Source organism: Nocardiopsis salina YIM 90010, assembly GCF_000341025.1.
GTDB classification, from domain to species: domain Bacteria; phylum Actinomycetota; class Actinomycetes; order Streptosporangiales; family Streptosporangiaceae; genus Nocardiopsis; species Nocardiopsis salina.
This window is the reverse complement of record NZ_ANBF01000049.1, coordinates 12,020-34,572: the sequence shown is the minus strand read 5'-3', so window position 1 is coordinate 34,572 and position 22,553 is coordinate 12,020. Positions and strand designations below refer to the sequence as shown.

15 protein-coding genes and 1 pseudogene are annotated in these 22,553 nt (G+C 69.9%); 7 read left to right on the top strand and 9 right to left on the bottom strand.

Annotation, left to right across the window (positions count from 1 at the left end; genetic code table 11):
* Positions 1-76: 76 nt before the first annotated feature.
* From D474_RS0105395 to D474_RS0105385, 3 genes are all read right to left on the bottom strand, one after another.
* Complete coding sequence (locus D474_RS0105395) at positions 77-892, bottom strand: enoyl-CoA hydratase-related protein (protein WP_017612573.1); 816 nt, start codon at positions 890-892, stop codon at positions 77-79.
* A 391-nt stretch (positions 893-1,283) separates the two neighbouring features.
* The gene (locus tag D474_RS0105390; RefSeq protein WP_017612572.1) at positions 1,284-1,880 is read right to left on the bottom strand and encodes a DUF5998 family protein; all 597 of its coding nucleotides are present in this window, start codon (positions 1,878-1,880) and stop codon (positions 1,284-1,286) included.
* Between the two features lie 65 nt (positions 1,881-1,945).
* The gene (locus tag D474_RS0105385; RefSeq protein WP_017612571.1) at positions 1,946-4,666 is read right to left on the bottom strand and encodes a bifunctional acetate--CoA ligase family protein/GNAT family N-acetyltransferase; all 2,721 of its coding nucleotides are present in this window, start codon (positions 4,664-4,666) and stop codon (positions 1,946-1,948) included.
* A gap of 264 nt (positions 4,667-4,930) precedes the next feature.
* Between D474_RS0105385 and D474_RS0105380 the strand changes: the two genes are divergently transcribed.
* Positions 4,931-5,866, top strand: coding sequence for a carbohydrate kinase family protein (locus tag D474_RS0105380; protein ID WP_026118194.1), 936 nt, complete (start codon positions 4,931-4,933; stop codon positions 5,864-5,866).
* A gap of 106 nt (positions 5,867-5,972) precedes the next feature.
* On the opposite strand, the pseudogene D474_RS27750 reads toward D474_RS0105380, so the two are convergent.
* Positions 5,973-8,106, bottom strand: a pseudogene (locus D474_RS27750) (RecQ family ATP-dependent DNA helicase).
* 428 nt (positions 8,107-8,534) lie between these two features.
* Between D474_RS27750 and D474_RS0105370 the strand changes: the two are divergent.
* From D474_RS0105370 to D474_RS0105355, 4 genes are all read left to right on the top strand, one after another.
* Complete coding sequence (locus tag D474_RS0105370) at positions 8,535-11,024, top strand: DNA gyrase/topoisomerase IV subunit A (RefSeq protein ID WP_026118193.1); 2,490 nt, start codon at positions 8,535-8,537, stop codon at positions 11,022-11,024.
* Positions 11,025-11,163: 139 nt separating this feature from the next.
* Entirely contained in the window at positions 11,164-11,685 is a 522-nt protein-coding gene (locus D474_RS0105365) for a beta-class carbonic anhydrase (RefSeq protein WP_017612566.1), read from the top strand.
* 252 nt (positions 11,686-11,937) lie between these two features.
* Positions 11,938-12,225 carry a tetratricopeptide repeat protein gene (locus tag D474_RS0105360; RefSeq protein ID WP_051050919.1) on the top strand — a complete coding sequence of 96 codons (288 nt, stop codon included), beginning with the start codon at positions 11,938-11,940 and terminating at the stop codon, positions 12,223-12,225.
* 55 nt (positions 12,226-12,280) lie between these two features.
* The gene (locus D474_RS0105355) at positions 12,281-13,426 is read left to right on the top strand and encodes an L-cysteine desulfhydrase Cds1 (protein ID WP_017612564.1); all 1,146 of its coding nucleotides are present in this window, start codon (positions 12,281-12,283) and stop codon (positions 13,424-13,426) included.
* A gap of 47 nt (positions 13,427-13,473) precedes the next feature.
* Here the strand turns inward: D474_RS0105355 and D474_RS0105350 are convergent, their stop codons facing one another.
* Entirely contained in the window at positions 13,474-15,579 is a 2,106-nt protein-coding gene (locus tag D474_RS0105350) for a DNA gyrase/topoisomerase IV subunit B (protein WP_017612563.1), read from the bottom strand.
* 475 nt (positions 15,580-16,054) lie between these two features.
* Between D474_RS0105350 and D474_RS0105345 the strand changes: the two genes are divergently transcribed.
* Positions 16,055-16,279 carry a DUF7455 domain-containing protein gene (locus D474_RS0105345; RefSeq protein ID WP_017612562.1) on the top strand — a complete coding sequence of 75 codons (225 nt, stop codon included), beginning with the start codon at positions 16,055-16,057 and terminating at the stop codon, positions 16,277-16,279.
* 149 nt (positions 16,280-16,428) lie between these two features.
* Here D474_RS0105345 and D474_RS0105340 read toward each other — a convergent pair whose 3' ends face one another.
* Positions 16,429-17,109 (bottom strand): GNAT family N-acetyltransferase, encoded by a 681-nt coding sequence (locus D474_RS0105340; RefSeq protein WP_017612561.1) that lies wholly within the window; start codon positions 17,107-17,109, stop codon positions 16,429-16,431.
* A gap of 87 nt (positions 17,110-17,196) precedes the next feature.
* Here D474_RS0105340 and yaaA point away from each other — a divergent pair, with 87 nt between their 5' ends.
* Entirely contained in the window at positions 17,197-17,937 is a 741-nt protein-coding gene (yaaA, locus tag D474_RS0105335) for a peroxide stress protein YaaA (RefSeq protein WP_017612560.1), read from the top strand.
* A 34-nt stretch (positions 17,938-17,971) separates the two neighbouring features.
* Here the strand turns inward: yaaA and D474_RS0105330 are convergent, their stop codons facing one another.
* From D474_RS0105330 to D474_RS0105320, 3 genes are all read right to left on the bottom strand, one after another.
* Entirely contained in the window at positions 17,972-18,268 is a 297-nt protein-coding gene (locus D474_RS0105330; protein WP_026118192.1) for an MTH1187 family thiamine-binding protein, read from the bottom strand.
* A gap of 326 nt (positions 18,269-18,594) precedes the next feature.
* Positions 18,595-20,247: an RNA polymerase sigma factor gene (locus tag D474_RS0105325; RefSeq protein WP_083931740.1), complete on the bottom strand. Its 1,653-nt coding sequence runs from the start codon at positions 20,245-20,247 to the stop codon at positions 18,595-18,597.
* A 248-nt stretch (positions 20,248-20,495) separates the two neighbouring features.
* The gene (locus D474_RS0105320; RefSeq protein WP_026118191.1) at positions 20,496-22,550 is read right to left on the bottom strand and encodes a SpoIIE family protein phosphatase; all 2,055 of its coding nucleotides are present in this window, start codon (positions 22,548-22,550) and stop codon (positions 20,496-20,498) included.
* Positions 22,551-22,553: the final 3 nt, after the last annotated feature.

The window sequence follows — 22,553 nt, the reverse complement described above, 5'->3', positions numbered from 1 at the left end:
GCCCGTGCTGCCACCGGTGCGCCGACGGGGGCACGAACGCCCCGGACCGGGGCGCGGACCGGGGCGCGGGGAGGCGTCAACGCGACCAGGACGGCGGGCGCTTCTCGAAGAAGGCGGTCCGCCCCTCGGCCGCCTCCTCCCCGGCGAAGAACTCCGCGGAGAGCTGTCCCATGCGCTCGAACGCCTCGGACCTGCGGTCGGGTGCGGCCTCCGCGCCCCCGCCGACCTCACCGAGCAACTGCTTGGTGCGCGAGAGGGCGGCGGGTGCTGCGGCGCGAAGGCCCTCCAGCACGCTCTCCGACGCGTGGTCCATCTCCCGGTCGGGCACGGCCCGGGTGATGAGGCCGGCGTCGGCGGCGTCGGCGGCGTCGAAGAGCTCGCCGGTGATGAAGTAGCGACTGAGCTGACGTGAGTGCATCCGGGCCGACACTGGGACGGAGATGATCGCCGGAACCGCCCCGATGCGTACCTCGGTGAAGGCGAACGTGGCGCTCTTCGGGGCGAGCGCGATGTCGGCTGCGGCGACCAGGCCGATACCTCCGGCGCGTGCCGCACCGTTGAGCACCGCCACGACCGGTTTGGGCCCGCCCATGATCTGTTCGAAGATCTCCGGGAGTTCCGGGGCCGGCTCGATCTGCTCACCCGCCAGGGCGGCGCCGATCTCCTTGAGGTCGGCGCCGGCGCAGAAGACCGGCCCGGTCGCGGTGAGCACGATCCCGCGCACGTCGTCGTCGGCCATCGCGTCGGCCAGGGCCTTGGACAGCTCCGACCGCAGGCGTGCCGAGAGTGCGTTGCGGTTGCGGGGGGAGTCGAGGGTGATGGTGGCGACGGCTCGATCGACGGTGAGCTTCACCAGGGGGGTGTCGCCGGTGGGGGGCTGCTGCTGCGTCATCGCAGTTGACCTTTCCGGGTCCGTCCCCGCGGTGCGGGGCAGTCTCTACGCGCGCGGGACCGATCGTCGGGGGCGCGTGCGCTCCCGGTTCGTGACCGGTCACGCCGGACGTGGGGACCGGGCGCCCCGGCCCGGTGGGGACGGAGGGCTCGGGCCCACCGGACACACCCTAGACGGACCGGTCATCACATCACCATGTCCGATGACGTCGTGTTCGTTAAGTCCTCATCACGCGCGTGGAGCCTTCTGTCACGTGACGTTCACACGGTAGGCCACGGCGCTCACGGGCCCCGTGTGGCCCCTCCGCACGACGAGGGCACCGCGCCCCACCCGCAGGTGGAGACGGTGCCCTCGTGGTGGTCTACGCGACCGTACCTCGAACGGTTTCCGGTCAGCGCCCCCCGGTCGCGGCCGAGAGCGCGTCGGCGAATCCCATCATGGAACGCACGGCGTCGGCTCCGTCGGCGGCCTCGCTCACCCTGAGCGTGAGCGGCTCGGCGGTGATGGCGCCGGTGTACCCGTGGTCGAGCTCGCAGGTCTCGTCGGCGCACGCGGCCGGTTCGAGGTCGATGTGCGCGACGGCCCCCCAGTTCACCGACAGGTTCACGCTGAGCACGAGTTCGCTGGGCAGGCTGCCGGGCGTGTACTGGGCCGGGTTGGGCACCACGCGCGTCAGCCCCACCGACTGGATGTTGCCGAGCTGGATGCTGTCGGTCGTGGTGGAGGCGTGCGAGGTTCCCGCGGGGTCGGTGGGCGGATGCTCGTCGGTGTGGCACACCACGAGCCGGTTGGCGGTCAGCAGCATCACGGTGATGTGCCGCCGCATCTCCATCGCCGGGTCGAAGGTCGCCTCGTGGTGCACGACGAACGCCTCGGCGTCCTCCTCACCCAGGGCGTCGGCGACCGCGTCGATGACCAGCGCGGGATAGTACCCGCTCCGTTCGATCTCCGAACGCCAGTCCGCGGAGACGGCTCGTGTTTTCCTCATGCTCCTATCCTGCCCCCTACCGCCGACATTTCGCGACCGGGATCTGAAAAGCCCAGGCCACATGGTCAGAACGTCACCCCGCGGAGGCGGCGCGGCCCGACGTCGGGACGCACCTCGGGCGCCTCGCGCAACCACACCCGGGCACCCAGCACGTGGGCTCCGGTGGCGTTGACCAGGACGGGGTCGAGGTCGACGTAGCCGATCTCCGGGAAGGCCTCGACCAGGCGCGACACCCGGATCAACAGTTCCTCCAGGGCCTCGACGTTGGGCTGTTCGGCCAGGGACGTCGACCCGGCCGGCAAGCCGAACAGCAACGGCGCCGCCCGCACCGCATGGATGAGGTCGGCTGCGTCCATGTCGGTGAGCGGCGCCAGCCGGAAGGCCCGGTCATCGAGGAGTTCGGCGGTCACGTCGGCCAGCCCGAAGGAGACCACCGAGCCGAAGGACTGGTTGTCCCCGGCCCTGATCACCGTGGGCACACCGGGTGCGGCCATGCGCTGCACCACGAGCTCGGCCTCGCCGCCGAAGCGGTCGGCCAGGGAGTTGTAGGCGCTGCGCACGTCCTCCGGTGTGCGCAGGTCGGCACGCACGAACGTGCCGCCGGCGCGCACCCTCAGGTCGGGGGCGTCGGCCTTGACCACCACGGGGTAACCGAGCTGTCCGGCCGCAACAACGGCCTCGTCGGCGGAGGCGGCGGTGATGTCGGGGTAGGCGGCGATGCCGTAACTGGCGAGGAGGTCTCGTGCGTCCTGCCCGGACACCGCGGTCTCCTCGTCGTAGCGGCGCTCGCCCCCGAACCAGGCGATGTCCTCCTCGTCCGGGGTGTCCTTGTCCAGGGCACGGGTGATGACTGCGCGCGCCCGGGCCCGGTCGATGTCGGGGAGCTCGGGGTGGCGTCCGGGCTTGCGGTTGCGCCACTGGGCGTAGCGGGTGGCCAGAGCCAGCGCACGCACCGCGTCCTCGGGCGCGGGGTAGGAGGGCACGGAACCCTTGAGTGTCTCGCCGCGCTCACCCGAGTGGCGCAGTTCCTCCGGGATACCCTGCCGTGCCAGGTAGGTGGTGACGATGGGCTTGTCCGACTCCATTGCGCGCGCCCGCAGCACGCGTGCGACGTCGTCGGAGATCGGGTGCAGAGCCGGGATGAACACGACCACGACGGAGTGCACGTCGGGCGCGGCCAATGCCGTCTCCAGGGCCAGGTCGAAGTCCTCGGCGGTGGCCTGCGGCCCCAGGTTGACGGGCTCGTGCGGCTTGAGGCCCTGGCGCACGGCGGCGTCCTTGACCAGCAGTTCCAGGGAGTCGGAGTTGCCGATGATGCCCACACGCGGCCCCTCGGGCAGCGGCTGGTAGGCGAAGACCTGTGCGGCATCGAACATCTGCGTGATGTCGTCGACGCGCACCACCCCGGCCTGTTGGAACAAGGACGTGACGGCATAGTCGGGCAGGGACAGCCCGCCTGCGGCATGACCGGTGGGGGTGGTCTGGGCGGCGCCGCCGCTGCGCACGGCCACGACCGGCTTCTGCTTGGCCAGGCGCCGGGCCAGGCGGGTGAACTTGCGCGGGTTGCCCAGTGACTCCAGGTACTGGAGCACGACACCGGTGGAGGGGTCCTCCTGCCAGTACTGCATGAGGTCGTTGCCGGAGACGTCGGCGCGGTTGCCGGCGGACACGAAGGTCGACAGCCCCATGCCGCGCTCGGCCACACGCTGCAGGATGGCCCGGCCCAGCGCGCCGGACTGCGAGAAGAACCCGATGGGGCCGCTGGGCGGCAGGTCCGGCGAGAGGGTGGCGTTCAGGGACACCTTGGGGTCGCTGTTGGCGATCCCGAGGCAGTTCGGGCCGACCACGCGCATGCCGGCGGCGCGGGCGGTGCGCACCAGTTCGTCCTGGCGGGCGCGGCCCTCGGGACCCAGCTCGCCGAAGCCGGAGCTGACCACGACGAGCCCGTGCACGCCCTTCTCCGCGCACTCCTCCACGACGGCTGCGACGGCCTCGGCACGCACCGCGACCACGGCCAGGTCGACGTCGTCGGGGATGTCGCTGACCGTGGGGTAGGCGCGCACGCCGGCCACGGCCTTGGCCTCGGGGTGGACGGGATAGACGGGTCCCTGGAAGTCACCGCCCAGCAGGTTGCGCAGGGAGCCCTGGCCGATCGTGTGTGCGGTGCGGCTGGCACCGATGACCGCGACCGAGCCCGGGTAGAGCAGACGGGCGATGGAACGCGACTCGGCGCGCTGTTCGCGGGCCCGCATGACCTCCTTGGAGTCGTCGGTGGGCTGCAGGTCCAGGGTCAGCCGGATGACGCCCTCGTCGAAGGTCTGCTCGGCGGTGTATCCCGCCTCGCGGAAGACGTTGACCATCCGGCGGTTCTCGGGCAGGACATCGGCGATGAAGCGGCGCACGCCCCGCTCTCGCGCGGCCGCGCCGATGTGTTCGAGCAGGACCGATGCGAGGCCGCGGCCCTGGTGACCGTCCTCCACCACGAAGGCGACCTCGGCCTCCTCGGGGGCGATCTTGTCGTAACGCACCACAGCGACGAGAGAGTCGGAGATGGTGGCCACCAGAGCGACGCGGTCCTCGTAGTCGACGTTGGTGAACCGGTCGACGTCCCGGTCGGACAGTTTCGGGTAGGGCGCGAAGAACCTGTAGTAGATCGTCTCCGGCGAGAGCCGGGCGTGGAACTCGCGCAGCAGGTCGGCATCGTCAGGGGTGATGGGGCGCATGTGCGCGGTGCCGCCGTCGGTCAACACGACGTCGGCTTCCCAGTGGTTCGGGTAGGACTGCACGACTGCGAGACTAGACGACATTCGGTCGAATCTGGGGAAAGTCCTCGCTGCCCGCACGAAAACACCGCTCGGACCACGCGGAGCTGGGCCTTTCTCAACGATCCGCACAGAGTCCCGGTTCCCCCGCCTGTGGGCCGATCGTCCCCTGGACACAGCGTGTCCGGGGCGCTGTCACTTCGTTACACGTAGCTGACAGTTCACCTGTTAACGTCGTTCGGGCACGGATTCTCATAACCCTCGGCGGTGGCTGGCGAAATGACACGAGTGGTCGTAATCGGTGATCTCATGACCGATGCAGTCGCGCGCGCGTTCCACCCGTTGGCCCGCGGCAGCGACACCCCTGCATCGGTGGTCATGTACGGCGGGGGTTCGGGCGCCAACATCGCCTCGTGGCTCGCCGTCGAGGGAACCGACACTACCTTCGTCGGCCGGAGGGGCTCCGACATCACCGGCCGTACCCGCGAGATGGAACTCATGGGGTACGGGCTGGACTCCCGCATGGTCATGGACCCGGAGCGCCCGACCGGAACGTGCGTGGTCATGATCACGCACCGCGGCGACCGCACGATGCTCAGCGACCCCGGCGCCAACGCCCGCCTTCAGCCCGAGGACCTGCCCCGCGACGTGTTCGGCCCGGACGGGCACCTGCACGTGTCCGGGTACACACTCATCAACGAGGACTCCCGCCGTGCGGCGCGTGTGGCGCTGCGGACGGCACAGGAGACCGGAATGTCCATCTCGGTGGACGGCGGTTCGCACGCGCCGCTCAAGCGTGCCGGCGCCGAGGAGTTCCTGGAGTGGACGCAGGGTGTGCGGCTGCTCTTCGCCAACATGGATCAGGCCAAGGTGCTCACAGGCCGGGAGGAGCCCGAGGCCGCGGCCAAGGTGCTCACGGCGTGGTTCCCGAACGTGGTGCTGAAGTTGGGTGACGAGGGCGGCCTGTGGGCGTCCAAGACCCGCGAGGACTGTGTGACGGCGCCGGCCGAGCCGGTGGAGCCGTCGCCGGGCTCCGTCGGCGCGGGTGATGCATTCATGGCCGGGTTCCTGCCGGCCTGGCTGGTGGGCCGCCATCCGAAAGAGGCGCTCGGCCGGGCCCAGCGCCTGGCGGCGCGCGCCCTGCACCAGCCGGGTGCCCGCCCCGACCTGGGCGAGGGGCAGCCGGTACGGCGCGGCGCCCCGCGCGGCCAGCGCATCCGCTGACCCCCGAGCCCCGGTGACCCGAAGTTCACGCCCGGGGCCTGTCCGTCGCGAAGCCACGGCTCCGTGCGCACCGCGCCGGAGCGTTCGCGCCTTCCGAGTACGCGGTTCAGCCGGCGGCGAGGGTGAGAGGAAGGACAGCGGGGGCACCGGCTCGGCGCAGCAGCGACGCGGCCACCGCCAGGCTCCACCCGGTGTCGACGTGATCGTCCACGAGCAGCACCGGTCCGTCCATCTGCCCGGCGCGTGCTGCCAGGTCGGGGCCGATCCGCAGAACCTTGTGCACCTGGGCCAGGCGCAGAGCACTGTTGTGCCGCCGCTCCCCCGGCCCGGAGGGGTCGGCGTACTCCAGTGAGCCGAGCGGTTCGAGACGCCCCAGGCCGGCGATGCGTGCGGCCAGGTCGGTGACGAGCTCGGGACGGGTCGCCGACGGCATCGCGGCCACCGCGACGGGGCGCTGAGCCCAGTCCCAGTCGGCGAGCACCCGAACCAGGCCTTGGAGCACCCGATCGCTCACCGGCTCGTCCGGGGCGTCGGCCGCCAGGATCCGCCGGAGTTCGGTGCCCCACCCGACGTCGGTGAAACGGGCCAGAGCACGCCCCTCCTCGTGGCGTTCGCCCTCGGGAACCCGGCCGGAGAGGGGGATGTCGAGGGCCTTCATCCCGGTCGGCCACTGGCGGCGCGGGGCGATGGGCGTGCCCGGCCGGTCGAGCAGGCCCGCAGCGGCGTCGCGCCGGGCGGGATCGACCTCGGTGGGCCAGTACCGGCCGGTGCACACGTCGCAGCGGCCACAGGGTTCGGCCTCGGCGTCGTCGAGCTGGCCGCGCAGGAACTCCATGCGGCACGTGGTCGCGGCGATGTAATCGAGCATGGCCCGGCGTTCGCGATCGCGAGCGGCTGCGACGGCCGTGTAGCGCTCGGAGTCGTAGACCCACGGGTGCCCGGTGGAGATCCACCCACCGCGCACGCGCTGCACGGCCCCGTCGACGTCCAGCACCTTGAGCATCTGCTCCAGCCGGGAACGCCGCAGGTCCACGCGNCCCCCCCGCCTCCGCGAGCGTGTCCAGGGTCTGGCGCACGGTCTGCTCGGGCGGGAAGGTCAGGCTCGCGAAGTAGTCCCAGATCTGGGTGTCCTCGCGCCCGGGCAGCAGCACCGCCTCGGCACGGTCGAGGCCGCGCCCTGCACGTCCGACCTGTTGGTAGTAGGAGATCGGCGACTGGGGCGCGCCGAGGTGGACGACGAAGCCGAGGTCGGGTTTGTCGAAACCCATTCCCAGGGCGCTGGTGGCGACCAGGGCCTTGACCTCGTTGGCGAGCAGAGCGTCCTCGGCCTCACGCCGTTCCTCGGGGTCGGTCTGCCCGGTGTAGGCCCGCACGGCCATGCCCTGTTCGGACAGGAACCGGGCGGTCTCCAGAGCGGCGTTGACCGTGAGTGTGTAGATGATGCCGGAGCCCTCGATGCACGGCAGGTGCTCGGCCAGCCACCCCATGCGCGCGGTCGGATCGGGCAGCTGTGCCACCGCCAGGCGCAAGCTCTCCCGTTCCAGGGGTCCCCGCAGGACGAGGGTCTCCTGGCGTTCGTCGCCCGAGCGCAGTTGTTCGGCCACGTCGTGGGTGACACGTTCGTTGGCGGTCGCGGTGGTGGCCAGCACGGGGATGCCGTCGGGCAGGTCGTGCAGGAGCTGGCGGATGCGCCGGTAGTCGGGGCGGAAGTCGTGGCCCCAGTCGGAGACGCAGTGGGCCTCGTCGATCACGACCAGTCCGGCCCCGGCGGCCAGCTCGGGCAGCACACGGTCGCGGAACTCGGGGTTGTTGAGGCGTTCGGGGCTGATGAGCAGCACATCGACGAGCCCGGCGGCGACGTCGGCGTAGGTGGACTCCCAGTCGGTGGTGTTGGAGCTGTTGATGGTCCGGGCCCGGACACCGGCGCGTTCGGCGGCCGCGATCTGGTTGCGCATGAGCGCCAGCAGCGGGGAGACGATGACGGTGGGCCCGGCCCCCTCGCCGCGGCGCAGGGCCGTGGCGACGAAGTACACGGCGGACTTGCCCCACCCGGTGCGCTGCACGACCAGCGCCCGCCGCTGGTCGGCGACCAGGGCGTGGATGGCTCTCCACTGGTCCTCGCGCAGCCGGGCATCTTCGCCCGCCAGGGCACGCAGATGCTGTTCGGCGCGCTCGCGCAGGGCGCCGCCGGCCGGGGCCGCGGAGGTGTCGTGGATGCCGTCGTGCGTGGGGGTCCTCATGCGTTCCTTGGTACCAGAGCCGGAGGCCCCCGATCGGTTGTCCACAGGCACGATCCGAGGCCGAGAGCCCTTCGCCCGGGAAACCCCAGAATCGGAACCCAGTACCTAAAAGCACCACGAGGTGACAGGGGTAACGGAACGGCCACTCTTACCTTTCCCGGCATTGCCCTCCGGTCCCGACAGTTGAACACTTCCCGGAGAGATCTCACGTCCAGGGGTGCACGAGGCACCCGCGGGGACGGTGCCCGAGAGGCGCACCTGCCCGGTACCCATCCCCGAGGTGTGCGGAGGTGGTTCTCGCCCCGACCCGCTCGCGGGACGAGAACCACCGCCCATCCCGACAAAAACCCCGCAGTCACGCGACTCACACCCACCCGACCCGGTGCCCGCGTACGTTCCAGTCCTCGGAACAGGACAGAATGACGTTCATGGCCCGTACTACTTCCCGTCCCCCCGAGGATCTCGCCGAGAAGATCATCGACATCGACGTCTCCGAGGAGATGCGCGGCAGCTTCCTGGAGTACGCGTACTCGGTCATCTACCAACGCGCACTTCCGGACGCACGCGACGGCATGAAGCCCGTGCAGCGCCGCATCCTCTACCAGATGAACGAGATGGGGCTGCGCCCCGACCGCGGCCACGTCAAGTGCGCCCGCGTCGTCGGTGACGTGATGGGTCGCCTGCACCCCCACGGCGACTCCGCGATCTACGACGCCCTGGTCCGGCTCAGCCAGTCCTTCGCGATGCGTGTACCGCTGGTGGACGGCCACGGCAACTTCGGTTCCCTCGGCGGCGACGACGCCCCCGCCGCGATGCGTTACACCGAGTCCCGCCTGGCCCGCCCCGCCCAGCTCCTGGTCGAGGGCATCGACGAGAACGTCGTCGACTTCAAGCCCAACTACGACGGGCAGGAGCAAGAACCCGAGGTCCTCCCCGCCGCGTTCCCGAACTTGCTGGTCAACGGCTCCTCCGGGATCGCCGTCGGCATGGCGACCAACATGGTGCCCCACAACCTGGGCGAGGTCATCACGGCCGCCCGGCACTTGGTGCTGCACCCGAACGCGAGCCTGGACGACCTCATGGAGTTCGTGCCCGGGCCGGACCTGCCCACCGGCGGCACCATCGTGGGCCTGGACGGGATCCGCGACGCCTACGCCCGCGGCCGCGGCAGCTTCAAGACGCGCGCGACCGTCTCCATCGAGAAGGTCTCGGCCCGCCGCACCGGCCTGGTCGTGACCGAGCTGCCCTACAACGTGGGCCCGGAGAAGGTCGTCGGCCGCATCAAGGAGCTGGTGCAGTCCAAGAAGCTCCAGGGCATCTCCGACCTCAAGGACCTCACCGACCGCAACCAGGGCCTGCGCCTGGTCGTGGAGCTCAAGAACGGTTTCAACCCCGAGGCCGTGCTCGAGGAGCTCTACCGCCTCACCCCGATGGAGGAGTCCTTCGGGATCAACAACGTCGCGCTCGTCGACGGCCAGCCCCGCACCCTGGGCCTGCGCGACCTCCTCCAGGTCTACGTCGACCACCGCCTCGACGTGGTGCGCCGCCGCAGTGAGTACCGCCGGGAAAAGCGCCGCGAGCGCCTGCACCTGGTCGACGGACTCATGGTGGCGCTGCTCGACATCGACCGTGTGATCGCCCTGATCCGCGAGGCCGACGACACCGCCGGGGCCCGTGAGGCGCTCAAGGGTGCCTACGACCTGTCCGACGTGCAGGCCCGCTACATCCTCGACACCCCACTGCGCCGCCTGACCCGCTTCGACCGCCTGGAGCTGGAGACCGAGCGCGACAAGCTGAACAAGGAGATCGAGGAGCTCACGGCGATCCTGGAGTCGGACCAGAAGCTGCGGCGCGTGGTCGCCAAGGAGCTCAACGCCGTCACCAAGGAGTACGCCACCCCGCGCCGCACGCAGTTGCGCGAGAACGACGGCGTGGCCAAGGCCGCAGTGATCCCGTTGGAGATGGCCGACCAGCCCTGCCACGTGCTCATGGGCACCGACGGCACGATCGGGCGCAGCAAGGGCGCGACGCTGCCCGCCGCCTACGAGGGCATTCGCACCGCGCACGACTCGGTCGCCACGTCCCTGCCGACCACGTCGCGTTCGGAGGTCGGCCTCGTCACCGACCTGGGCCGGTTGATCAGGGTGCCGGTGGTGGAACTGCCCGAAGTGCCGGACTCCGCCGAGGAAGCGCCGCCGTTGGCCTCCGGGCTACCCGCCGAGGAGTTCGTCCAACTCGAGGACGGCGAACGTGTGGTGTCGGTGGTCGGCATGCACACCGACGGGCCCGGGTTCGTCCTGGGCACGCGGGGCGGCGTGGTCAAGCGTGTGGCGCCCGATCAGCCGCCGAACAAGGACGACTTCGAGGTGATCGCGCTCAAGGAGGACGACCGGGTAGTGGGCGCGACCCAGTTGTCCACCGGTGAGGAGGACCTGGCCTTCATCACCTCCGAGGCGCAGCTGTTGCGCTTCTCCGCCTCCGCCGTGCGTCCACAGGGGCGCCCCGCCGGCGGTGTGGCCGGCGTCCGCCTGACCGAGGACGCCCGCGTGCTGTGGTTCGGGGCAGTACCGAGCCCGCAGGACTCGGTCGTGGTAACGGTGTCCGGATGTTCCCAGTCCCTGGCCGGGACCGACGGGGGGTCGGCCAAGGTCACTCCCTTCGAGTCCTACCCCTCGAAGGGCCGTGCGACCGGTGGTGTGCGCTGCCACCGCTACCTCAAGGGCGAGGACACCCTGCTGTTCGGCTGGATCGGCCGCTCCCCCGCCCGTGCCGCGCGCGCGGACGGCAGGCCGGTGCGCCTGCCCGACCCCAACGAGCGCAGGGACGGGTCCGGGGAGGCCATGCCGAGCATCGTGGCGTCCGTGGGATCCGGGCAGACCGATTCCGGTATCACCCCGGTGGACGCACCGTCCTCCTGACCCTCCTGGTCCGATCACGTTCCGATACCGGGCGTGGCAAGCCGCATGCGTACCGTGCACAGGACCTGCTTGCCTGTGCACGGCCCCGGTGTGCGCGACCGTGCACACCGAAGACCACGAACGAGGAAGGGCACCGAGAGTGAGCCAGTCCGACCAGACCCCCTCCCCATTCGACGACGTCTTCTCGGCCAACGCCGAGTACGTCGCGAACTTCTCCCTGAACGGCCTGCAGCCCGTCGCCAAGCGGGGCCTGGCGCTGGTCACGTGCATGGACTCGCGCATCGAGCCGCTGGACATGCTCGGCCTCGGGCCCGGTGACGCGAAGATCCTGCGCAACGCGGGCGCGCGCGTCACCGACGACACCCTGCGCACGCTGGTCCTGGCCGTGTACCTGCTGGGTGTGGAGCGGGTGCTGATCCTGCCGCACACCCGCTGCAAGATGGCGTCGGTGGAGAGCGACGACGTGGTCCACGACGTCATCGAGGAGCAGTACGGCGTGGACACCCGGAGCCTGGAGTTCAAGACCGACAACGACCAGCTCGGCGCACTCAAGCACGACCTGGAGCGCATCCGCCACCACCCGCTGCTGCCCGCCGGCCTCCCGGTCACCGGCGCGATCTACGACGTCGACACCGGACGTGTGGACCCCACCGGCCTCTGAACCGCCGCGGCGGCCGACCTCCTGTCGGCCCGCACCGGGGAGCTCTGCTTCCTGTGCGGGCCACAGGCGTGCGCGGGGAACGAACGGGACCGGGCGGGCAGCGCCTCTCCGCGGTGGGTAGATCTCCGTACGGGCCCGGGAATGCTGACGTGTCCCCGGGCGGTTGTCACCCCCAGGCGACCCGGCGTCGTCGAGAGGAGCACCGTGGCTGACAGCACCGACGAAACCTACGAAACCTTCAACCGCGCCCGTATGTTCATGGAGCTGGGCGACCCCATCTACGCGGCCCGCATCCTCGAGACCGTGGTGAACGAGGAGACCGAGACGCGCTCGATGATCGAGCTGCTCGGCCGTGCCTACTTCGACTCGGCCCAGCTCAACAAGGCCGAACAGGCCTTCCGCCGGCTCATCGAACTCGACCCCGTCGACAACTGGGCGCACATCGCCCTGGCCCGCACCCTGGAGCGGCAGAACCGCCACGGGGAAGCGGCCACCTACCGCCGGATGTACGCGGTGATGTCCGGCGGCAGCCTGGACTGACACCGCTCGCGGCCGCGCCGAGGATCCCCCGGCGCGGCCCCGTTATGGTTGCGGCATGAGCTCTCCCGGACCGCACGTCCCCGAACCCGGCGAGGACCCCGCGTGGGTCGAACGCGACACCCACACCTCACGCCGTTGGGCGGACGAGGCCGTACGCAAGGTGATGGCCGACGCCAACCGCTCGGCCGACACCCACCTGCACGCCTTCCCCCTCCCCGAGGAGTGGGGCATCGACCTCTACCTCAAGGACGAGTCGGTCCACCCCACCGGCAGCCTCAAGCACCGCCTGGCACGGTCCCTGTTCCTGTACGGGCTGGCCAACGGGTGGATCACGGAGGGCACCACGATCGTGGAGGCCAGTTCCGGTTCGACGGCGGTCTCGGAGGCCTACTTCGCCCAGCTCATCGGGTTGGACTTCGTCACGGTCATCCCCCGCCGCACGAGCCCGGAGAAGATCGCCCTCATCGAGCGCTACGGCGGCCGCTGCCACTACGTCGACGCGCCCCCGGAGATGTACACCGAGGCCGAGCGCCTGGCGGCCGAGACCGGCGGGCACTACATGGACCAGTTCACGCACGCCGAGCGGGCCACGGACTGGCGGGGCAACAACAACATCGCCGAGTCCATCTTCGAACAGCTGGAGCTTGAGCGGTATCCGTGCCCCGAATGGATCGTCGTGGGCGCCGGCACCGGGGGCACATCGGCGACCATCGGCCGCTATCTGCGCTACCGCCGTCTACAGACCCGCCTGGCGGTGGTCGACCCGGAGCACTCCGCGTTCTTCCCCGGGTGGGTGACGGGCGCTTCCGACTACGCGACCGGGATGCCCTCCCGTATCGAGGGCATCGGCCGGCCCCGCTTGGAACCGAGCTTCGTCCCGTCGGTGATCGATCTGATGATGTCGGTCCCCGACGCCGCCAGCATTGCGGCGATGCGGGACCTGCGCGACCGCACGGGGCTGTCGGCGGGCGGATCGACCGGAACCAACCTCTGGGGTGTGTGGCACCTGATCGCCCGCATGCTGCGGGAGGAGCGCACGGGCAGCGTGGTCACGCTCATCTGCGACGGAGGCGAGCGCTACCAGCACAGTTACTACGACGACACGTGGGTGAGCGAGCGCGGCATGGACCCGGCCCCCTACCGGACGGCGATCGACCGCCTCATCACCGAGGGCATCTGGGAGCCGCCGAAGCAGCCGTGACCGGCGGATGCCCCCGCCTCCCGCGGACCGGGGGCATCCGGTGCCTTCTACGCGTCGATGCGCGCCGTGTCGAGCTCCTGCGCGCCGTCCTGGATGAAGCGGCGCCGGGGGGCCACCTCGTTACCCATGAGCAGGTTGAACACGGACGCCGCCTCCTCGGCCTGCTCCACCTGGATCCGGCGCAGAGTGCGGTGGCGCGGGTCCATGGTGGTCTCGGCGAGCTGATCGGCGTCCATCTCGCCAAGACCCTTGTACCGCTGCACGGGCTCCTTCCAGGAGATGCCGCGCTTCTCCAGGTCGAGCAGAGTGCGCTCCAGCTCCGCATCGGAGTAGGTGTAGATGTAGCGGTCTTCCTTCTTGGCGCCCCGCTTGCGCTTGGTATTGGTCAGCTCGATGCGGTGCAGCGGCGGAACCGCCGCGTACACCCGACCGGCCTCCAGCATGGGGCGCATGTAGCGGTACACGAGGGTGAGCAGCAGACACCGGATGTGAGCGCCGTCGACGTCTGCGTCGGCCATGAGGATGATACGGCCGTACCGTGCGGCGTCGATGTCGAAGGTGCGCCCGGACCCGGCCCCGACCACCTGCAGGATCGCAGCGCACTCGGCGTTCTTGAGCATGTCCGCCACGGACGACTTCTGCACGTTGAGGATCTTGCCCCGGATCGGAAGGAGCGCCTGGAACTCGGAGTCGCGCGCCAGCTTGGCGGTACCCAGCGCCGAGTCGCCCTCGACGATGAAGAGTTCGCTGCGTTCCAGGCCCTCGCTGCGGCAGTCCACCAGCTTGGCCGGCAGCGCCGAGCTCTCCAGGGCGTTCTTGCGCCGCTGTGTCTCTCGCTGCTGGCGGGCGGCCAGCCGGGCCTTGGCGGCACCGGCGACCTTCTCCAGCACCGTGCGGGCCTTGGCCTTCTCCACACGCTTGGTGGAGGTCAGCCAGTCCTTGAGGTGCTTGTCCATGATCTGGGAGACGATGCGCGCCGCAGCGGAGGTCCCCAAGATCTCCTTGGTCTGGCCCTCGAACTGCGGCTCGGGAAGGCGCACGGTCACGACCGCGGTCAGGCCCTCCTGGGTGTCGTCCTTGGTGACGGGGTCGTCGCTGTTCTTGAGGAGCTTGGTGGCTCGCAACTGGTCGTTGATCACCCGCACGAGGGCGCGTTCGAACCCGTTGAGGTGGGTGCCGCCCTTGGGGGTGGCGATCACGTTGACGAAGGAGCGAACCGTGGTGTCGTAGCCGCTGCCCCAACGCAGGGCGATGTCCACGTCCAGGCGGCGCTCGACGTCGGTGGGAACCATGTGGCCCTCGTCGTCCAGTACCGGCACGGTCTCGTTGAACTTGCCGCTGCCCTGGACGCGCAGCACGTCACTGACGGCCTCGTCGGCCGCCAGGTAGGTGCAGAACTCGCTGATGCCGCCGTCGAAGCGGAACTCCTCCTCGTAGGCGGCCTCGCCGTCGGCGCGCTCGTCGCGCACGGCGATGCTCAGGCCCGGGATGAGGAAAGCGGTCTGGCGCGCGCGGTCGAGCAGCGACTCGCGCGCGATGTCGGCTTCCTTGAGGAAGATCTGCGTGTCGGGCCAGAAACGGATGCGCGTGCCGGTGGTCTTCTTGGCGACCTTTCGCACCTGCTCCAGGCCTGAGCCCGGGGTGAACTCGGCGTCGGGCCCGTCCCCGGCGAAACGTCCGGCGATACCGCGGCGGAAGCTGAGTGCGTGGGTGTGGCCCTGGCGGTCGACCTCGACGTCGAGGCGGGCCGAGAGGGCGTTGACCACGGAGGCGCCCACACCGTGCAGACCTCCGGAGGCGTTGTAGGAGCCGGAGCCGAACTTGCCGCCCGCGTGGAGCTTGGTCATGACGAGTTCGACACCCGACAGGCCGGACTTGGGTTCGGCATCCACCGGGATCCCGCGGCCGTCGTCGGCCACGGAGACGGAACCGTCGGCGTGGAGGGTGACGTCGATGCGGGAGCAGTAGTTGCCCAGCGCTTCGTCGACGGAGTTGTCGATGATCTCCCACATGCAGTGGGTGAGGCCGCGGCTGTCGGTGGACCCGATGTACATGCCCGGCCGTTTGCGCACCGCCTCAAGACCTTCGAGGACCGACAGGTGCCGGGCGGAATAGTCCTCGGGGTCGTGGACGGCTGCGGTCAAGGCGGTCACTCGGACATCTCCTGCGTCTTGAGGGCCATCGGGCTCCAGTGGCGGTGCGTGCCCTTTGTACCGCGCCGCACTGACTGATCGAGGGGCGGGCCACGCCGAAGGCGGGTGATCCCTCACACGGTAGGGGCGGAGGGAGGGAAGCTGCCGGCGGTGTGCGTCCGCCGAGGGGTCCGCGGCGGCAACGAGTGTTCCGCGCGGTCGGTCGGCGGTCCTGCCTTGCGTGAGGCTACCACCTTCCCGCCCGAGGGCCGCTGGCCGCTGACCGGGAAGCTCCTGTTTTCCGGGGATGTGGAAGCACCACGAGGGGTACACAGATGGCAAGGGCCGACGCGCGGTGACATTGCCCCCGAAACAGGACGAAAGGGAATCTTCCTGGCGGATTCCGCTGTCGGCGTACACGGGATCAGGTTGGGAACGTCCGCGCCGGGTTAGATGTTGTCAGAGGTGACTAACGCCGAGTATTGAGGATGGCGAAGTGACTGGAACCCTTCCCCCCCCCCAGCCGCTGACGGCTGCTGACCGTTGCGACCGCTGTGGTGCACAGGCGTATGTCCGGGTCCTGCTGAACTCCGGTGGCGAGCTGCTGTTCTGCGCTCACCACATGCGCAAGCACGACGACTCGATCCGCAAGATCGCCTCGGACATCCAGGACGAGACCGACAAGCTCCACGAGAGCAACAACGCCACGGACGAGCGTTAGCCACGACGCGGTTGCGGGTAACCCCGTGGCCCGGAACGACACAACAGAACATGCTTGCGTGGGCGGCGGCCTCGTCGGGTCGCCGCCCACGACTGTTCCGGGTCCTTCCCGTCGTCCACGACCGGCCGGCAACCGACCCGGAGAACCATTCATCCCAGGACGCGGTTGTGGTACCGGCTCACCCGCGCGAACCCGAACCTCTCGTACAGCCCCAGTGCAGGGGCGTTCTCCTCGACCACACACAGGTACACACTGCGTGCGCCCTTGTCGTGGGCCCAGGCCATCAGGTCTGCGAGCACGCCCCGCCCCACACCCCGGCCTCGGGAATCGGGCGCGGTGACCATGGAACAGATCGCGGCGGATTCCCCGTCCAGGACGACACAGCCGCGCCCCTGCCCTCCGGGCGCGACCCCGTATCCCGCTTCGACCTGCCCGAGGATGCGTTCGACCCCGCGGACCTGGTGTTCGGACCCCGACGTCAGGGCCGACCACTGCGCTGTCGCCCTCGCCCCGATCTCCGTCGTGCCCGGCCCCTCGGGACGCTCGCCGAGCCCGCGGTCGAGCACGAGCGTGGGTTCCACACTCCGGTAGCCCGCCTGGGCCAGCCGCGCGTCGACCCCTTCCTCCCCCGGCCACAGCTGCACGCACGGGTCGAGTCCGTGCCCGCGGTAGAACCGTGTGACCTCGTCGACGTCGGCGCCGGGGTCCAGGACCAGCGCGCAGTTGGCGCGTTTGGTGACCCCGTCACCCCAGCCCAGGCGCCATCCGCCGCGTTCGAGGGTCTCCAGTGCCGGCCAGTCCGCGGCCACCCGGCGTGCCCACGTGTGCATGTCGGCCTCCTCACGTTCGGGGAGCCGTGATCCTAGCGGGGCCTACCATGGGTTCGATCGCCAGCCCCACCGTCACCTGGAGCCGCCATGCTCGTCCTTCTGCCACCCTCCGAGGGGAAGGCCACCGACGGCGACGGACCCCCGCTCGACCTCGATTCCCTGACCCTCCCGGACCTGCGACCCGCGCGCGAGGAGGTCATGGCGGCGCTCGCCGAAGTGTGCTCGGGGCCGGAGGAGGAGGCCCGCCGGACCCTGGGCCTGTCCCCCACTCAGGCGGACGCCCTGAAGCGGAACCTGTCACTGGCGACCGCGCCGACGCTGCGCACCGACCAGCTCTACACCGGTGTGCTCTACGACCGCCTGGGGCTGGGCGACCTCCCCCGCACCGATCGCATCCTGATCTTCTCAGGGCTGTGGGGCGCGGTGGGCCCGGCCGACCGACTGCCCCCGTACCGGCTGTCCATGGGGGTCAAGCTGCCGCCGCTGGGCGGGCTGGCAGCGTACTGGCGCCGGGAGGCGAAGAAGGAATTGGAGGCGTTCACCGAAGACCACCTGCTGGTCGACTGCCGTTCCTCGGCCTACGCCGCCGCGTACAAGAGCAGGGCTGCCCTGCCCGTGCGAGTACTGCGCGAACGTGTGGTGGACGGCCGGACCAAGAGGTCGGTGGTCAGCCACATGGCCAAGGCGACCCGGGGCGACATCGCCCGTTCACTGCTCCTGGAGAACGTGGACGCGCGTACCCCTGAGGAGCTCACCGGGGCGCTGCGCGATCTGGGATACAGGGTGGAACTCGACCAGGGACGGCTCGACGTCGTCGTACACGACTGACGCGTCGCCCCCGGCCGGGCCCACCGGCCGGTTCTCAGCCGTTGCCGAGCTCGCGCTCGACCGCGTCGACCTTGCCGTGCAGAGCGTCGCTGACGCCCTCCCGGATGTCGGCCTTGATGGTGAGCGAGACACGTGACGCGCCTTCGCCTGCGGCATCGGTGGCCCGCTTGACCACGTCCATGACCTCGTCCCACTCGCCTTCGACGGTAGTGAACATCGCCGAGGTCTCGTTTGGCAGTCCGCTCTCGCGCACCACCCGGACCGCACGGGCCACAGCCGGCGCGAGAGACTCGTCGTTACCTTCCGGTGCTACGGAGAACGCTACGATCATGCCCCCATGCTGCCTCTGCGGGCCCAAGGCATGTCAAGGCGCCACCACCGGGATCGCACACGCTTGAGCACCCAGAGTGACGATACGACCCGGTATCGCAACTTTATGTCGCACCTACAACACCTGCGGCAACATGTTGCGCGTCGGATGAAGACGCAGTTCGGTGCACGGGCTCCGTGCCCGCGGGGATCAACGTTGACTGGTCGCCACACCCGCGCGCGGACGTCGACCCCTCGACGCGACGATGCGCCGCCCCGAGGGGTCGGGGCGGCGCATCGGTCCAGGCCTTCTTCGGTCTGACTTCCTACCTGCGGACCGGCCGGGTCCTAGTCCAGGTAGTCCCGGAGCACCTGCGAACGCGACGGGTGACGGAGCTTCGACATCGTCTTGCTCTCGATCTGCCGGATGCGCTCGCGGGTGACCCCGTAGACCTTGCCGATCTCGTCTAAAGTCTTGGGCTGGCCGTCGGTGAGACCGAAGCGCATCGACACGACGCCGGCCTCGCGCTCGGACAGCGTGTCCAGCACCGAGTGCAGCTGCTCCTGCAGGAGCGTGAAGCTGACCGCCTCACCGGGCTGGATCGCCTCGGAGTCCTCGATGAGGTCACCGAACTCGCTGTCACCGTCCTCGCCCAGCGGGGTGTGCAGGGAGATCGGCTCACGGCCGTACTTCTGCACCTCGACGACCTTCTCAGGGGTCATGTCGAGTTCCTTCGCCAGCTCCTCCGGGGTGGGCTCGCGGCCCAGGTCCTGGAGCATCTGGCGCTGGACGCGGGCCAGCTTGTTGATGACCTCGACCATGTGCACCGGGATACGGATGGTGCGGGCCTGGTCGGCCATGGCGCGGGTGATGGCCTGGCGGATCCACCACGTCGCGTAGGTCGAGAACTTGAAGCCCTTGGTGTAGTCGAACTTCTCGACCGCACGGATCAGACCGAGATTGCCCTCCTGGATGAGGTCCAGGAACAGCATTCCGCGGCCCGTGTAACGCTTGGCCAGCGAGACGACCAGGCGCAGGTTGGCCTCGAGCAGGTGCTTCTTGGCGCGGCCGCCGTCCTCGGCGATCCAATCCAGCTCGTCGCGCAGTTCGAAGGTGAGGCCGTCGCTCTCCTCGGCGAGCTTCTCCTCGGCGAACAGGCCTGCCTCGATGCGCTTGGCGAGCTCGACCTCCTGCTCGGCGTTGAGGAGGGGCACCTTGCCGATCTGCTTCAGGTAGTCCTTGACCGGGTCGGCGGTCGCGCCGGCCGCGACCACCTGGGCGGCGGGGGCGTCGTCGTCATCGTCGTAGAGGACGAAGGACTCGTCCTCGTTGGCAGGCTTGGTCGGGGCGCCCACGGCCTCCGGCTTGACCGGCTGCTTCTCGGTCTCGGCCGGGTCCTCGACCAGCTCCAGCTCGGCGCCGGTGTGCTCGAGGTCGTCCATGTCCTCGTCGGCGAACTCGCCGGCCGGGGCCAGCTCGAGGTCCTTCTTGGCCGACTTCTTGGTGGACGCGGTCTTCTTGGACGCCGTCGCCGTCTTCTTGGCTCCGGTGGCGGCCTTGTTGGTGTCGGTGGTCTTGGCAGCGTCCGTCTTCTTCGCAGCCGGCTTCTTGGCCTCCGCCTTCTTGTCGGACGCCTTCTCCTCGGGCTGCTCCTCGTCGGAGGAGTCCACGACGGCGGTGACCGTCTCGGGCTGCTCCTGCGCAGCGGCAGCACGCGCGGGCTTGGCGGGCTTGGCGGCGGGCTTGGCCGCGGCCGGCTGTGCGGCCGGGCGCTCAGCAGCGGGAGCCGAACGAGTGGTGGAGGCCGACTTGCGCCGCGAGGAAGCCTTGCGACGGGAGGAGGCCGACTCGGGGACGAGGACCGTCACGCCCTCCTTGGCAAGGCTCCGGAGCACGGACTGCGCCTGGGACATGGGGATTTCGGCCTCTTCGAAGGCACGGCGCACGTCCTCGGGCTCAAGGAAGCCCTGGGACCGCCCACGCTCGATCAGCTGCTGAATGACGGGCTCTTGCAGTGACTCCGACTGCTTCGAGCGAGTCGAACTGGCAGATGACACAAACACCTCTCGAACGGACGTGTGGCGAGACTTCGGACCCGGTGGCCCGCCTGGCCGGAACCGGGCGCGTCACCCTCTCCCACCTGCGGCCTGGGATCCCCCACTGGGCGGGGAAGCCGGGATTCATCCCCGCGTGGCGGGGTGGAACGGCTTCTTCACTGTAGGCAAGACATTGGACTTGTTCGTACGGTCTACCGCTCCGGCGCCGAATCGATCACCGGAAGTTGAACAGCGAGCAGCGTGACGTCATCGTCCTGCTCATACCCTTCGAGCATCCTCTCCACAAGGTACTCCAGCATCTGCTGTGGATCGCCCACGACCTCCGGCGGAGCCTCCGACGCCACGTGGACGAGTTCGCCCAACCCGGCGTCGACGGACCTTTTGCGGTTCTCGACCAGTCCATCGGAGTACAGGGCCACGGTGTTACCGGGTTGCACGAAGAATTTGTGGTGACCCCGCTCCGAGCTGATCCCCAGTGGTGTGTCGGGGTCGGTCTCCAGCAAGGAGGGACCCGCGTTGCCGACCAGCAGCGGCGGAAGGTGTCCGGCGTTGCTGAGTTCGAGCTGTCCCGTCACCGGGTCGAGAACGAAGTAGACCAGTGTTGTCACTTGGTCCATTCCCTCTGTGCCCGCGAACATGCGGTCCAATCCGGTGAGCACGTCCGCGGGTTCGGGCATGGAGAAGGCCAGCGCCCGCAGCGCGTTGCGGATCCGGCTCATACCGGCGGCGGCCGGGATGCCCTTGCCCATGACGTCGCCCAGGACCCCGGCCACACGCCCGTCGGGCAGCGGGAAGGCGTCGTACCAGTCGCCGCCCACTTGCACGTGCTGCGACCCGGAACGGTAGAAGGCGGTCAGGTGCACGCCTTCCACTTCGGGGAGCTCCTCGGGCAACAGGCTGCGCTGGAGCTCCTCGGCAGTTCCGTGTTCGCGTTCGTAGAGCATGGCCCGTCCGATGGCCAGCGCGCACTGCCCGGCCAGGGCCTCGAGGAAGACACGCTCCTCCTCGCCGACCTCGCGCTGCGCGGAGAAGGCGAAGCGCAGGGCACCGATCGGGCGGCCGCCGACCATCATCGGAAGGGCCGCCCAGGCGCGTTCGGGCGTGGACTCGACGAGCTCGTCGACCTCCGGGGCCTCCTCCAGGAGCTCGCGCAGGCAGCCCGGACCGTCGGCGAGCACGGTGCGGCCGTCGGCCACCGCCAGCGCGGCCACGTCGGGATGGTTGAGGGAGAAGGCCCGGCGCGGCAGGTCGTGCCCCTGCCCGGCAGCCATGACGCGCAGGCGGGAACGGTCGCGGTCCAGCAGGACCACGGAGGTGTGGTGGGCCCCCACACCCGAACGCCCGATGTCGGCCATGGCGTGCACGACCTCGTCGGCGGTGAGCGCCTCGGCCAGGTCGGAAGTGGCCTTCTGCAGCCGGGCCGTGCGCATCGCTGCCTCGCTCAGCTGTTGATTGAGCCGCTGGCGCAGTTCGAGGGCCTCGCGTTCGGTGGTGATGTCGACGAGGGTCCCGACCCACTCGGCGGTCTCTGCGCCCTCCATGATCGGGTGAGCCCGAGCGCGGAAGTGGTCGTATCCGCCCGAGCGCGTGCGCAGGCGGAACATGGCGTCGAAGGGGGTCACGTCCAGGACCGCGTCGCCCCACGCGCGTTCGACGCGGCAGCGGTCGTCGGGGTGGAGTGCGTCGAGCCAGCCGTGACCGAGGAAGGCGTCGACCTCCTGTCCGGTGATGGCGCGCCAACGGGGGCAGTCCTCGCGGAACTCCCCTCCCGGACCCGCGGTCCACACGATCTGGTTACCTGCCTCCAGCAGAGCGCGCAGGCGCTGCTCTTCGCGCTCGGCGACGGCACCGTCGTGGTCGCGGGCCGCGATGAGGGCGACGTGACGGTCCCCGGAGCGGGGTTCGGTGACGGGGAACCAGGTCAGGTCCCACACCTGATCGTCCCGGGTGTGGTGGCGGTCGCGCACGGCTCGGCCGTTCTCGCGCGCTGATGTGAGGGAGTCGCGGTAAGCAGCGGCGTGGCCGGGTTCCTCGGCCTCCTCGAGCAGGGCGGTCGGGGCGCGCCCGAGACACTGGGCAGGGGTGCGGCCCAGGAGGTCGGCCATGCGCTTGTTTATGGTGCCGAACGTGTCGTCCGGGCCGAGGAGCGCGAAACCGACCGGCGAATCCGTCAACAGTGACGTCACAGCGTCGGGAAGTTCCGCCTGGTCGATTCGCGGTGGCGGAATCGATGTCTCGGCGCTCACGTG